Annotated in this window: 10 protein-coding genes and 1 riboswitch; of the genes, 6 read left to right on the top strand and 4 right to left on the bottom strand. The window is 36.1% G+C overall.

The annotated features are described in order from the left end of the window. The first annotated feature begins 78 nt into the window (after window positions 1-78). Window positions 79-867 (top strand): class I SAM-dependent methyltransferase, encoded by a 789-nt coding sequence (locus GMD78_RS10735; RefSeq protein ID WP_155668827.1) that lies wholly within the window; start codon window positions 79-81, stop codon window positions 865-867. 146 nt (window positions 868-1013) lie between these two features. On the opposite strand, the gene serA is transcribed toward GMD78_RS10735, so the two are convergent. The 4 genes from serA to GMD78_RS10715 form a co-directional block, all read right to left on the bottom strand. Further along, a complete protein-coding gene (serA, locus tag GMD78_RS10730) occupies window positions 1014-2600 on the bottom strand; it encodes a phosphoglycerate dehydrogenase (RefSeq protein ID WP_343042251.1) in 1587 nt (528 codons plus the stop codon). Then, window positions 2597-3754 (bottom strand): pyridoxal-phosphate-dependent aminotransferase family protein, encoded by a 1158-nt coding sequence (locus tag GMD78_RS10725; RefSeq protein WP_155668826.1) that lies wholly within the window; start codon window positions 3752-3754, stop codon window positions 2597-2599. Before GMD78_RS10725 ends, serA begins: the two co-directional genes overlap by 4 nt. 121 nt (window positions 3755-3875) lie before the next feature. Beyond that, window positions 3876-4064 (bottom strand): hypothetical protein, encoded by a 189-nt coding sequence (locus GMD78_RS10720; protein WP_155668825.1) that lies wholly within the window; start codon window positions 4062-4064, stop codon window positions 3876-3878. A 429-nt stretch (window positions 4065-4493) separates the two neighbouring features. Beyond that, window positions 4494-5600, bottom strand: a complete 1107-nt coding sequence (locus GMD78_RS10715; RefSeq protein WP_155668824.1) for a 5-methyltetrahydropteroyltriglutamate--homocysteine S-methyltransferase — start codon at window positions 5598-5600, stop codon at window positions 4494-4496. Between the two features lie 88 nt (window positions 5601-5688). Then, a riboswitch (SAM riboswitch) is annotated at window positions 5689-5790 on the bottom strand. Window positions 5791-6225: 435 nt separating this feature from the next. Between GMD78_RS10715 and GMD78_RS10710 the strand changes: the two genes are divergently transcribed. The 5 genes from GMD78_RS10710 (at window position 6226) to GMD78_RS10695 (ending at window position 13700) form a co-directional block, all read left to right on the top strand. Then, window positions 6226-8865, top strand: a complete 2640-nt coding sequence (locus GMD78_RS10710) for a cation-translocating P-type ATPase (RefSeq protein WP_155668823.1) — start codon at window positions 6226-6228, stop codon at window positions 8863-8865. A 247-nt stretch (window positions 8866-9112) separates the two neighbouring features. Continuing rightward, the gene (locus GMD78_RS10705; RefSeq protein WP_155668822.1) at window positions 9113-12535 is read left to right on the top strand and encodes a hypothetical protein; all 3423 of its coding nucleotides are present in this window, start codon (window positions 9113-9115) and stop codon (window positions 12533-12535) included. A gap of 111 nt (window positions 12536-12646) precedes the next feature. Beyond that, window positions 12647-13267, top strand: coding sequence for a 3'-5' exonuclease (locus tag GMD78_RS10700; RefSeq protein WP_196493781.1), 621 nt, complete (start codon window positions 12647-12649; stop codon window positions 13265-13267). A 38-nt stretch (window positions 13268-13305) separates the two neighbouring features. Beyond that, on the top strand, window positions 13306-13479 hold the full coding sequence (locus tag GMD78_RS21350; RefSeq protein ID WP_196493780.1) for a hypothetical protein: 174 nt from the start codon (window positions 13306-13308) through the stop codon (window positions 13477-13479). 2 nt (window positions 13480-13481) lie between these two features. Then, on the top strand, window positions 13482-13700 hold the full coding sequence (locus GMD78_RS10695; protein WP_155668820.1) for a YdbC family protein: 219 nt from the start codon (window positions 13482-13484) through the stop codon (window positions 13698-13700). The last annotated feature ends 166 nt before the right edge of the window (window positions 13701-13866 follow it).

Raw genomic sequence — 13866 nt, 5'->3', positions numbered from 1 at the left:
GAAATATTTTGCTACGTTATGTTATATTATAAATTTTTAGATCAGAAGTCATACAAAATAGAATAGGAACGAATAATCATGATTATTACAACAGCAGGGCGTTCACAAAGTGAATTAGTATCCCAAGCAAAAAGACTGTCTCATTCATACGGTTTGCCTTACTTGGAAAGAAACGGTGCCCCCATTGAGAGATTAAAGAGACAATACCAGGAAGATATTGTTGTTGTTGGTAAGGAACGTTTATTTATTTCTCCACTACAAGGTGAAGAAAAACTGTTTTTTCACCCGAATTTAGCAATGGTTAGAGCGAAGCGCGTATTTAAAGGTGAAGAAGAACCGCTGATTTCGACTGCAAAGCTCAAAGAAGGAATGTCCTTTCTTGACTGTACGTTAGGGTTAGCATCAGATAGTATAATTGCTAGTATTGCGGTAGGGGCTAGTGGTTCTATTACCGGAATTGAAGGTAATCAGCTGCTATATTTTTTAGCTAGAGAAGGATTGGCATCATTTGTTAGTGGAAACGATTTCTTTAATCAAGCTATGAGAAGAATTAATGTTATTCACAATGACCATTATTCATTTTTGCTAGGAGCAGAAACTGGTTCTTTCGATGTTGTATACTTTGATCCGATGTTCCACACAGGTATAAACACGTCAACTGGAATCAATGTAATCAGGAAACAAGCGCTTACTACAAATATTTCCGTAGATGTAATTAATGAAGCAAAACGTGTAGCGAGAAAACGAGTAGTTATAAAAGATCATTGGAAAAGTGAAAGGTTTGATCAACTTGGGTTTACGCAGCATAAGCGAAAAACATCATTGTTTCATTATGGAACAATCGAATTAACATTAAAGAAGAGATGAGGTACAGGTTAGAATGCTGTACCTCCTAATTATCGGCCGTCAGAGCAAACAATCGGCGTTCAGGATGAAGAATCGGCCGTCAGCACAAACTATCAGCATTCATCCCAAAATATCATCCGCCCACTCCACTTCAATATTACCCACATCTACAAATCGATCGCTTTCACATCTTTTATTTCGTCTAAATCTTTTAAAGCCTTAAGTTCATCATTCTCTAGATGCTTATCAATTTTTAGTACCATAATCGCATCTCCACCCATATCGGAACGATCCACTTGCATGGTTGCAATATTAATCTGGTATTCAGCAAGTAGACTACCCATTCTCCCGATAACCCCAGGTTGGTCATTATGGTGAATGAAGACAATATGTCCTTTTGGAATAACGTCTACCCGGTAATTATCTACCTTAACAATTCGTGATCCTAACCCATTTAGTAATGTTCCAGAGATATTTCTTGTATCAGATTTTGTCTTTATTTCACAAGTCATCAGGTTGGTAAATCCTTTTTTCTGAGTTGTTTTACTTTCTTGTATGGTGATACCTCTTTTATTTGCAAGATACATAGCATTTACATTGTTTACATGTGTTCCAAGATGCCGTTTTAAAATTCCTTTCATTGTATTTCTTGTAAGGGGAGCAACTTCCAATTTGGATAATTCTCCTGCATAGGTAATGGTTACTTCTTCCACTGCTTCATCAATCAAGTGAATTAAAAATGTTCCAAGTTTTTCTGCGAGATTAAAATACGGTTCGATTTTATTCATAATCTCTTTAGGGACAGATGGTAGATTAACAGGGTGTCGAACAATTGAACCACTAAAGAAATTTAGGATATCTTCACTTACATCAACTGCAACATTTTCTTGTGCTTCAATTGTGCTAGCACCTAAATGGGGAGTAGCAATTACTTCTGGTAAATCTAAAAGCTTGTGATGGGAAATGGGTTCTTCTTCAAATACATCTAAAGCAGCGCCTGCTACCTTGTTAGAAAGAATCGCTTCGTAAAGAGCATCTTCATCGATAATTCCCCCACGAGCACAGTTTATAATTTGTACGCCTGGCTTCATAAGCTCAAAAGCTTGAGCATTAATTAAGTGCCTTGTTTCCTTTAATAACGGAGTATGTACCGTTATAAAGTCACTTACACGTAATACTTCTTCCAACATTCCATATTCAATGCCCATTTTAGCCGCTTTTTCTGGACTTAAAAATGGATCATATGCAATAACCTTCATTCGCTGTCCTTTAGCACGGGAGGCAACCTCGGCTCCAATTCTTCCGAGTCCAACAATTCCTAATGTCTTTCCTCTGACTTCTACACCAATGTATTTCTTTCGATCCCATTGATGATTTTTTAATGCGTAATAGGCCTGAGGAATTTTACGAGATAAAGCTAGAATCATTGCCATGGTATGTTCCGCTGCTGAATTGGTATTTGCATTTGGAGCATTTACGACCATGATTCCTAGCTCTGTGGCTGCTTCGATGTCAATATTATCAACTCCGACACCAGCACGCCCTATAATTTTTAAACGACTAGCATTCTCCAATAATAATCTCGTTACCTGAGTTTGACTTCTAACGATTAACGCATCAAACTCTGAAATTTTGTCATGTAATTGTATTGCTGATAATCCAGTATCCACAACGACATGTATATTCTTTGCATTCTTTAATGGTAAAATGCCAACTGCGTTTAATGGATCAGCAATTAATACGTTGTACATCACTTACGAAAACCTCCTAGATAAACCTCTTGAGCTGCTTGTGTTCCCGCACCAAGCGTAATCTTTTTACCAATCATTTGTAATCCTATTTCAATACTGCTTATCGTTTGCAAAACATCAGCAGGGGAGCAATACCCCATATGACCGATTCGAAATATTTTCCCTTTTAAATTTGCTTGGCCACCAGCTAAAACGGTATGAAAATGTTCCTTTACTATTTTCCGTAGTGAGTCTGCTTGAAAATCAACAGGTTGTATAGCAGTAACGGTTGGTGAGGCGTTCGTGTCATTTGTTAGTAATGGAATGTTTAGATTTCGGAATGCTGCTCTTGTCATGTGCATCATGAGCTGATGTCTAGCAAAAACATTTTTAAGACCTTCATTTTCGAAGAGCTCTAGAACCTGTTTTAAGCCATATAACAAAGAGAGAGAAGGAGTGAATGGTGTAGAATCTAGTAAGCTATTATCTCTGTACTTTCTTAAGTCTAAATAAAAGCGTGGTTGTTGGTTGGCATTAATAGCTTGCCAAGCTCGATCACTAATCGCAATGAAGGTTAAGCCAGGTGGCAACATGAATGCTTTTTGCGATCCAGTAACTACGATATCTACATCCCATTCATCCATTTTGGTTGGTACGGCCCCCACAGAAGAAACTCCATCAACAATAAACAATGCTTCTGAGGTACGACGTATAATGTTAGCAAGCTTCTCAACTGGATTTAATATCCCAGTAGATGTTTCACAAAAGGTAGCGAATACAGCTTTAATAGCTGGATGATTATTTAGATATGATTCAACTAAATCAAGGGGAACGGCTTCTCCCCATGTAACATTGATTCGGTGTGTTCTTAGGTGGTAGGTTTCACAGATTTGCGCAAAGCGATCACCAAATGCTCCAGTAACAATCACTAATACTTCATCATTAGGCTGTACACTATTTATAACAGCTGTTTCTAATCCAGCAGTTCCACTTCCAGCGATGATGGCAATATCATTTTTAGTATCAAATATCGGTTTGAGCTTTGGTTTTATTGTTTGAAGTAAATGTTTAGTTTCTTGATCTCGATGGCCAACCATAGGTTGACTCATTGCGCGCTGAACACTAGGGGGAATAGGAGTTGGGCCAGGAATACGTAAAAATTGTTGATCAGATAGCATGAATGATTTCTCCTCTCTTTATGCGATAAGTAATGAATCCATTTTACATAAGATTCTTTGGATAATCCACTGAATTTTACGAAAATTAAATCATATAAAAAGAAGGAGTCGCAAGAAAAAATTACTCGCGTTTCCTTCTTCGTGTAGGTTTATCACCTGCAGGAATTTCTTCTTTCCTTTTTAAACTTTTAAACCAATCGATTATTCTGCTTTGTCTTTTTCCAAAGGCAATGCGATTTTCTAGATAGTAAATGGTTTCTTCAATAACAATTAGTAGAATAATAATGCCGATTATCCAGTACCACCACATATGTATTTCTCCTTTTTGGCAGAACGGAACGTACAATATTTCCGATCCTGATAAAGTACAACTAAGTCTTTTACCATAAAAGGTTTTGGCAAAAGCCAAGTTTTCTAAATAATTTCACATTATATATTATATACTAAAGAATACCAATCATTACTAGAAAAGTGAATGTTTTTTTACTAGATTTAAAAAGCTTGCTGAGGTTATTTGTCCCGCATATAACTGGCCAAGTCCTATCGCATTATCGTCACTAGCACGTCCTGTGCGTCGTAAGCCCCCCCACTTCAAACCTACGAGGTAAAACTAAGAAGGTTAACTTGGGGCGCGGGCTACCCGTAAATGTCCGATTTGTTCAGTGGCCTTTAGGTCATAGCATTAAGGTGCAAACAATCAGTGGGGGATGAAGAACCCCCTGACTGATTGAAGCTTCAATTACTTATTCCATATTTCCTCAGCTATGTCTACTACGAATTTTAATTTAGCCCATTGCTCATCTTCAGTTAGTTTGTTTCCATGGTGTGTAGAAGCAAATCCGCACTGTGGGCTTAGGCATAATTGATCTAATGGTACATATTTTGCTGCTTCATTAATACGTGCTTTAATTAATTCTTTATCTTCTAATTCTCCACTTTTCGATGTAATTAGGCCAAGGACAACACGAGGTCCTTCTGTTGGAATATGTTCTAATGGCTGGAATGTTCCTGATCTTTCATCATCATATTCAAGGAAGAAACCATCGACATTTTCTTTAGCTAATAGAGTTGGTGCTATAAGTGCATAACTTCCTTCAAATGCCCAAGTAGATTGATAGTTACCACGACAAAGATGTGTCGTAACAACTAAATCCGCTGGTTTATTTTCTAGTGCACCATTAGCAACCCGTAATGCAAGATCAATTAAGTATTCTCTAGTATACTTTCCATCGTTAAATGGAATTTTCGGAGATGATAGTCCAGCTATATACACGTCATCTAATTGTAAGTAACGTACTCCAGCATTATAGAAAGCTTGGATTGCATCTTGATAGGTCGTAATAATATCAGCTGCATAATCTTCAATGTCTGGATAAATGTCAGGGTTGTAAATGCCTTTGTTAAACAGTTGGTTTGGACTTGGAATAGTTTGTTTTGCAATTGCGCGTCCATCCACAAAATGATTTAATTCAGCAAAGTCCTTGATAAAAGGGTGATCCGGATTAAAGGAGATTTTTCCTGTGTTTCTTACGTCATACTTTTCTGTTTCTAATCCTTCAAATTGATATCCTTGTTCTGGTACATAGCCTTCGATTCCGTTTAGGTGTTCTAAGAAGTCTAAGTGGAACCATGTTCGTCTAAACTCCCCATCTGTAACGACGTCTAGTCCAATTTCAATTTGTTTGTCTACGACACGTTTAATTTCTTGATTTTCAACTTCACGTAACTCGGAAGCTGAAATTTTACCGTCTTTATAATCCTTTCTGGCTTGGTGTAAAACCTCAGGTCTTAGTAAACTTCCTACATGGTCGGCACGGTATGGTGCCTTTGTTAGAGTTGTTGTCATTAGTAAACGCTCCTTTTCCTATTAGTGTTTATATAAAATAAAAAACCTCTTCTTAGATAAGAAGAGGTTGATTTTACACCGATCGCTCTTCTTATCTTCAAGCATAATGCTTCTGGAATTAGCACAGTACCCATTATGGTCTGTTGCTGAGGCTTCAAAGGGCCAGTCCCTCCACCTCTCTGGATAAGAATTGTAAAAATATTAAATTATAATAATTAACTTACACTTCTTAAATAAAGATGTCAAGGGGAAATTAGAATTATGCTTTTGTAAAATACTAATGGTATAATATGGATATATCCGAATAAACCTTGACGATTGTCATTGTAGAGTAACGTTTGGGTTATTAACTCCCAAATATAAAGTCATTTACATGACGTGTCCATTAAATATAAAAGGCTGTGTGATCCGAAAATATGGACTTTAAAGCGAGCTAGGTGAGGATTAACAGCCAGTAAATATCCGATTCGTTCATCTCTAAATAATCGGTGGGTTGAAAGAACTCCCAATGATTAAAGATTCACTTAGTGAGACCTCGCCCATTTTTAGGGTAGAGGTCTTTTTGTTTACATGGAAGATAGATTTGTGAAAAATTGGGATACTACATAATGAAAGGAGTTTTTTCATGGAATTTTATCGTAGAACTGCCGCTGAAGTATTAGATACAGTTAACGCTTCGGAAAAAGGTCTCACCAATGAAGAAGTGCAAAAAAGAATAGAGCAAGAAGGATACAATGAAATTGCAGATAAAGAAAAAGTATCAACCTGGAAGCTATTTTTAGAAACATTTAAAGATCCCATGGTAATTGTACTGTTAATTGCAGCAGGGGTACAGCTTGTTTTAGGTGAGATCGTTGAATCTGTCATTATCTTTTTAGTCTTAATATTAAATTCCGTTATTAGTGTTGTACAAACGAAAAAGGCTGAGAGTTCACTAGATGCATTGAGAGATATGTCTGCTCCAGAAGCGAAAGTTATTCGTAATGGAACGAAGCAATCGATTCCAGCTAGAGAATTAGTACCTGGAGATATTGTGTTTTTAGAGGCTGGTGATTATGTTCCAGCTGATGGAAGAATTATTGATAGTGGCTCACTAAAAGTGAATGAGGGGATGTTAACTGGAGAATCCGAAGCAGTTGAAAAGAGTGTGGATGCGATCCCAGACGAAGTAGCTTTAGGTGATCGTTTCAATATGGTTTTTAGTAGTTCACTTGTAGTTTATGGTCGAGGAACATTTGTTGTAACAGGGACCGCTGAGAAAACAGAGATTGGTAAAATTGCAGGATTGATTGCAACTGCTGAGGCAAAACAAACCCCACTTCAACAAAAACTAGAGGTATTTAGTAAGAGATTAGGTTTAGGGATATTACTTTTGTGTATTCTGATTTTTGCTTTACAGGTAGGAAGAATATGGTTTGGTGGAGATACAGTAGACACAACGACAGCTATTTTAAATGCATTAATGTTCGCAGTTGCTGTTGCAGTTGCTGCCATTCCGGAGGCACTTTCTTCCATTGTAACAATTGTACTTTCTGTTGGAACAAATAAAATGGCCAAACAGCATGCCATAATTCGGAAACTGCCAGCAGTGGAAACGCTTGGCTCAACGAGTGTCATCTGTACGGACAAGACTGGAACATTAACCCAGAATAAGATGACCGTTACCAATCATTTTTTACCCGGTAATCAAAAAGAAAAATTACCAGAAAATCCTGATGATTGGTCGGAAGCAGAAAAAATATTAGTCCATATCGCTGCACTTTGTAATGATTCTTATATCAATAAGGATGAAAAAGAGATCGGTGATCCAACAGAGGTAGCATTAATTAATTTTGTTAATAAAAATAATAAAAACTACCAGGAAATTAGAGATAAGTATGAACGGGAAGTGGAAATACCCTTTGATTCCGACCGAAAGCTAATGTCAACAGTGCATACGATAGATGGTAAGCGGTTAATGCTTACCAAAGGTGGGCCCGATGTTATGTATCGTCGTGCATCCCATGTTTTTTGGGATGGTAAAGAAGAATCGATTGATGACGAACTATTGAACCTATTTGAACAAGCAAATGAGGATTATTCAAATCATGCTTTGCGAGTACTTGCTTTTGGATATAAACAAATCCCACAGGACCAATCAACCATTTCCGAAGAAGATGAATATGATTTAGTACTAGTTGGACTTACTGCAATGATCGATCCTCCTAGAGAAGCGGTGTATGATTCTATTGAGGAGTCGAAAAAAGCAGGTATCCGTACCATTATGATTACAGGTGACCATAAGACCACTGCTCAAGCAATTGGTCGAGATATTGGATTGATGGAAGAAGATGACATCGCAGTTACAGGTCAAGAACTAGATGCGATGTCTGATAAGGAATTAGAAGAAAAACTTGGACAAATATCCGTATATGCACGTGTTTCTCCTGAAAATAAAATACGAATTGTACGAGCTTGGCAGAAAAATGGAAAAATTACCGCGATGACAGGCGATGGTGTTAACGATGCACCCGCATTAAAACAAGCTGATATAGGAATTGCTATGGGTAGTGGAACAGATGTTGCGAAGGATTCATCAGCTATGATTTTAACGGATGATAATTTCGTATCTATTGTTAATGCAGTAGGTGTTGGACGTACGGTATTTGATAATATTAAAAAAGCAATCGGTTATTTATTTGCTGGTAACCTCGGTGCGATTATTGCCATCTTATTTGCAGTCATTCTGAACTGGTCAAATCCATTTACTGCACTGCAATTGTTATTTATCAACCTAGTGAATGATTCGCTTCCGGCAATCGCTTTAGGAATGGAGAAATCAGAACCAGATGTTATGAAAAGAAAACCACGCCATGTTGATGAAGGAATTTTTGCAGGCGGAACAATGAGAGCTGTTTTAACAAGAGGTATTTTAATTGGGATTGCTGTTATTATATCTCATTATATTGGATTACAGCACTCCGCTGAGATGGGTGTAGCGATGGCATTTACTACATTAATATTAGCTAGAACATTACAGACTTTTACGGCACGTTCCAACTCCCAGTCCATTGTTGGAGTTGGGGTGTTTAGTAATAAATATGTACTTGGTGCTGTTGCAGTATGTTTCGTTTTATATAGTATTACCATTATGCCATTTGCGCGTGAGGTATTTGCTATTCCAACAACATTTGGCTGGAATGAATGGATAGTTGCTACAGGCTTAGCTATAGGTTCCGTATTGCTTATGGAGGTAGTTAAAGTGTTTATGCATAGAAGTAAATAGAAAACAGTCCCCAAGGCTTGGGGACTGTTTGATTTTGCGCATATGAGAGCTCTCTTGTGCGCAATTAAGGCTTTTGTCATAAATAATTGGCAAAAGCCTTAGTTATCTAAAAAGAGTATAAATCGGAGGAACCCACTACTTGAAATTTCCGAAAAGATATAAAATTAGGATTGATTTGTATCCATATATTGGTATGATGGAAATATCATGAAAACACCTAAATAAAAGAATTAAAAGGTGGGATAGGATGGACCGTTTAAACCCGAATGATAAACAGGATATAGTAAAAGAAGAGTTGAAAAAATTAGTATATGAAAATTTAATTTCAGAATCGATCTATCAGGAAGTACTTAATGGACATAGGCAATATTATAATGATCTAGCAAAGAAAGAACGTATCGTACCGAAAGAAAAAGAACAGGTGGAAAAATCAGTTGAACAACCGATTGTAAAACAGCCGGTTCAACCCAAAAAAGAGAAGAAGGTATTGACTCCTCAGCAAATTAGAGAACGAAATATTACATGGGCTCTAAATCTTGGGGTCATTTTATTATTGCTTGGAGGATTAGTATTAGCTACTAGTACATGGGAGACGCTCGGAAATTGGACGAAAACAGGAATGATTGCGCTTGTTTCAGTGTTGTTTTTTGGTCTCGCATGGATTTCGAAGCGAGTCTTAAACATAGAAAAAACAGCTTATGCGTTTGTAGTGCTAGGTAGTTTATTTTTACCAATCGTACTAATATCTGCAGGGTATTTTCAATTGTTTGGTACATATTTTTCGTTCTTTGGAGAAGGAAGGTATATTTATGGAGCCCTTGGAAGTTTAGCAATCTTACCACTTTATCTATACTTTTCGTATAAGCTTGGTTCACGTTTATTTGTTTGGTTTTCTTATATGACCATAAGTGTTTTTGTTAGCTTCGTAATTGGTGCGCTATATTTGCCAATCGACGGTTTTTATTTGGGTCTAATGGTATATAATGCAGTTCTCATGTTTGGTTACGGTTATTTAAAAAAGCATAAATTGTTACAGGCGTTTACAAAGGAATTTATTCCTTTTATTCAAGCTAATCTAATTCTGTCAACCTTGTTCATGTTGTTCTTTTCTAATCATGAATTACTTTACAGTTTCAATTTAATGTTAACAGCCGTATTATATTTGGCAATGATTTATGTGACAAATCAAAAATCCTATCACTTTGTATTTACGGTCATGCTCGTTTATGGTGTATACCAATTGATTGAGTTCGCTGGGATACATGAAGTTGGAAACATTTTATATGCGTTGCTTGGGTTCTTATTTATAGTAATTCCTAAGTGGTTGCAAGATAGAAATGATTTAAAGAAGTCATTTCAATATACGAGTGCGATTGTATCCTTTTTAGCATTTATTTATATCAGCTTTGAAGGTATCTTACTTCGAATGAATGAAGCTTCTATTGTTTTAGTCATTGCTTATATCATTATTTCATTGAATTTCTTATTTTTATCCAACCTAGTAAAACAGCGACTATTTATGTATTTGAGTCCTATTTTTATGGTAACTGCTTTATTCGAAATCGCCTTACTGGGGGAAGTGTGGTTTGGATATGAAAAAATCAGCTTGCCATTATTTGGGCTTAATTTGTTGTTATATATTGGGATCGGCTGTTTAATAAGAACATCATTTTTTCGCGTTATTAAACAAAGTACTCGTGATATAAGCAGTGTGATCATGCTGATATGCTTATTAGCAAGTATTCAATCCATGGATTGGTGGCACGTAGCGACGATGTTGTTGCTCTTGAGTTTTATCGGTTTATGGATGGAAAAATTTGAAGATCGTCCACCATTTATTGCGTTAGCTCCTTGGATTCATGCTATCGGTATCGCACTTTCCATTGTTTCTTTATATGCTTCGTTTATTTATTGGGATTGGATGTATGTCTATATATTCCCTTTAGAGGCTGAAGGGTATGTGTTGGGGAGCTTGGTTTTATTAGGAGTTAGTTTTCTATGGAGGTATGTTAAACAAACTGAAAAATTTAAGGCTGGATTTTTTAGTGCACAAATCATTTATGGATATGGAATGTTATTAACGATATTTACTGAGGAATGGATGAGAGTTATTATTCTGATTGGCGGAGTTGGGATGGCTTATCTTTTATATAGAAAAACAAAATGGTCGTCAACTCCTTTTGTAATGAGCGGATTAACACTTGTAAGTTATTTTGCCCTGTTAATTGCGGTTCACAATTATATGGAACAACTTCCTGACTATTTTAACTGGCTACAGTTTGCCTTAGGGACTGTATTATTACTGATTACTAGTGGCTTTTTTAATGATAAAGATACAAGGCTTATGAAAGCTTATCAATGGGTCGGACATCTTTACATGCCTTTTGCATTACTAATTAGCTTATTTCTATATGAAGAAAATGCTGTTTGGTCATTTTTAGTTGCTACTATCATATATGGTGTAACAACTCAATTTATAAAGCATGAATGGTTGATTAGAACATTTCTGTATGCTTGTTTTACGTCTTTTTGGTCTGTGATCAGCTTATTGATATGGTTAATAGAATATGATTCCTATAGCCATTATGGATTTTTAATTACAAGTGTTGTAATTGCTTTTTTCTACTATATAAGTAAGCCTGAATGGAATAAAAGAATTACATATTATCTCGTTCCTTTTTCAAGTATTGGAATAGCTGTTTTTACGGGGGCATATCCAATCGATTTAACCATGCTGGTAGTAACTATTTTATATGCCATTGGGTTGTTAGTGATTTTGCATAAACAAATGTGGACGATATTAAATGTAATTCCATTAATGCTGGTTTTTATTTCTACTCAAAATTTTGGTTATGAAAGACTAGGCTGGGAAGGGCAAATAATATTAATCGCTGCCTTTGCAGTAATTTTAATCATAGTTGGATTTGTAATGTATCCATCCATAATTGAAAAGTCTTCTTCTAGTAAACTACAGTTAAAAACAATAGATTGGTATTCCATAGTGGGCTTATTTGTCTTATTTATACTTTATGAATATAGTTGGGCTGGGCTTTGGACTAGATTACTACCTGGTATACTGATTTCTATATATATCGTATTACAAAGAAATCGTATACCGTTGCTCTCGGCAAGGTGGTTCATCTTTGCAGGAGGAATTTATCTATTACAGCCATACTATGTTCTCTTAGATCATTACGCACTACCAGAGTTGTTTGAGCGAGAACTATATGTACTTCCATGGGTCATTTACATTGTACTGTTGAAAAAAATAATTACTGAGAATAATAAAGCATTAGTGAACAACATACAATGGGTGGTTTTAGTAATTGTTTCCTTATTACTTGTTCAGGATGGATTAGCAAGTAATACGATTTATGATGCTTTAATTGTTGGGGGATTATCACTTGCCTCCATGGTAGGAGGAATGGTTTATCAACTTAAATCTTTCTTCTTTATTGGAGCGGGTGTATTACTGCTTAATGTCTTTCTACAAACACGACCATATTGGGGGAATCTTCCATGGTGGGGCTATTTATTAATCGCTGGGTCAATCCTGATTTCAGTAGCTAGTTACAATGAGTGGCATAAACAAAAAACATCTGATGGAAAAGAAACCTTGTTAACGAAGTTTAATAGAAAAGTTGTTCAAAAGGTAAGGAAGTGGGAATAACATCAGAGAGCAGTTCATGTATAGGGGTGCTTCTAATGTATTTGTTAAGGGACTGTCGCCAAAATCTATGATACGATAGAAGAAATTAATGCTTATAAAGGGATGTTTAGATTGGAATATATTTCAATAGACTTTGAAACAGCAAATGAAAAAAGGTTTAGTCCATGCGCTGTGGGGATTGTAGTAGCTAATGAAACGGGTATTATCGATGAATATTACAGCTTAATTAATCCAAATATGTATTTCAGTTCATTTAATACTCGAATCCACGGAATTACGGAGGATGATGTAAAAGAAGCACCCACGTTTGAAGAAGTATGGCCAACATTAAACCACTTTTTGTCAAACAGTCTAGCAATTGCTCACAACGCTAGTTTTGATATGAGTGTCATACGCCAAACACTAGACCGCAATAGAATCCAATATCCTGAACTGGACTATCTTTGTACCGCAAACATTGCTAAAAGCGTGTGGCCTGATTTACATAATCATAAATTAAATACGCTTGCTGATTATCATGGAATTTCATTTGATCATCACCATGCTTTAGAGGATGCTCGGGTAGCGGCAAAAGTCTTTTTAAAGGCACTAGAAGCATATGAAGCGGATTCGATTGATACCTTTTTAGAAAAAAGTAAAATTACTAAGGGTAGAATTTTTGAACGAGGCTATTATCCGCCAAAAGTAAAACGCGCGAAAAAACAAACGACGAAAATATATCTGCAACTATAAATTTTAAAAAATGAGGGAAGAATCGAGGGTATAGGAGAATGGATGGATCTTATTATGTTGGCTGGGGAACGTTAGCTTTAATTAATGCTGGTATTGCACAAGGGAAGAATCGGAGTGGATTAAATTGGTTCCTACTTTCCCTATTATTAGGGCCAATCGCTACACTGTCTTTAGTTCTTTTTGAAAAACGTGAAAGTAATGAAAGGATGTAAATATGGCGGAAATAAAATATGAAATCGTAGAAACGATTGCGGTATTATCTGAATCTCCTAAAGGATGGAAAAAGGAATTAAATCTAGTGAGCTGGAATGGCCGTGATCCGAAGTATGATATTAGAGATTGGTCACCAGATCATGAAAAGATGGGCAAAGGTATTACCCTTTCGAAAGAAGATGTTCAGAATTTAAAAGTAGCATTAGAAAACATTAACTAAATGCAGGATTTTTGATTGAGTGCCACAAATTTCTTCAATAAGCAGGGAACATTCACTCATATCTTTATAATACGAACTATATGTTCTTTACTAAAAACATGGGATCTTCAAGAAAGATTTCCATGTTTTTTATTATCTTTTGTTTTAGGTGGTCATATTAGAGATA

Source organism: Ornithinibacillus caprae (assembly GCF_009728145.1).
In the GTDB taxonomy this organism is placed as follows: domain Bacteria; phylum Bacillota; class Bacilli; order Bacillales; family Amphibacillaceae; genus Ornithinibacillus; species Ornithinibacillus caprae.
The sequence above is the reverse complement of the archived record's forward strand: the minus strand, read 5'-3'. Positions and strand labels throughout refer to the sequence as shown.

What these genes read in the sequence shown, in the direction of transcription:
- GMD78_RS10735 (WP_155668827.1), top strand. Translation starts at nt 79, where the DNA reads ATGATTATTACAACAGCAGGGCGTTCACAAAGTGAATTAGTATCCCAA.
- GMD78_RS10710 (WP_155668823.1), top strand. Translation starts at nt 6,226, where the DNA reads ATGGAATTTTATCGTAGAACTGCCGCTGAAGTATTAGATACAGTTAAC.
- GMD78_RS10725 (WP_155668826.1), bottom strand. Translation starts at nt 3,754, where the DNA reads ATGCTATCTGATCAACAATTTTTACGTATTCCTGGCCCAACTCCTATT.
- GMD78_RS21350 (WP_196493780.1), top strand. Translation starts at nt 13,306, where the DNA reads ATGGATGGATCTTATTATGTTGGCTGGGGAACGTTAGCTTTAATTAAT.
- GMD78_RS10695 (WP_155668820.1), top strand. Translation starts at nt 13,482, where the DNA reads ATGGCGGAAATAAAATATGAAATCGTAGAAACGATTGCGGTATTATCT.
- GMD78_RS10705 (WP_155668822.1), top strand. Translation starts at nt 9,113, where the DNA reads ATGGACCGTTTAAACCCGAATGATAAACAGGATATAGTAAAAGAAGAG.
- GMD78_RS10720 (WP_155668825.1), bottom strand. Translation starts at nt 4,064, where the DNA reads ATGTGGTGGTACTGGATAATCGGCATTATTATTCTACTAATTGTTATT.
- GMD78_RS10715 (WP_155668824.1), bottom strand. Translation starts at nt 5,600, where the DNA reads ATGACAACAACTCTAACAAAGGCACCATACCGTGCCGACCATGTAGGA.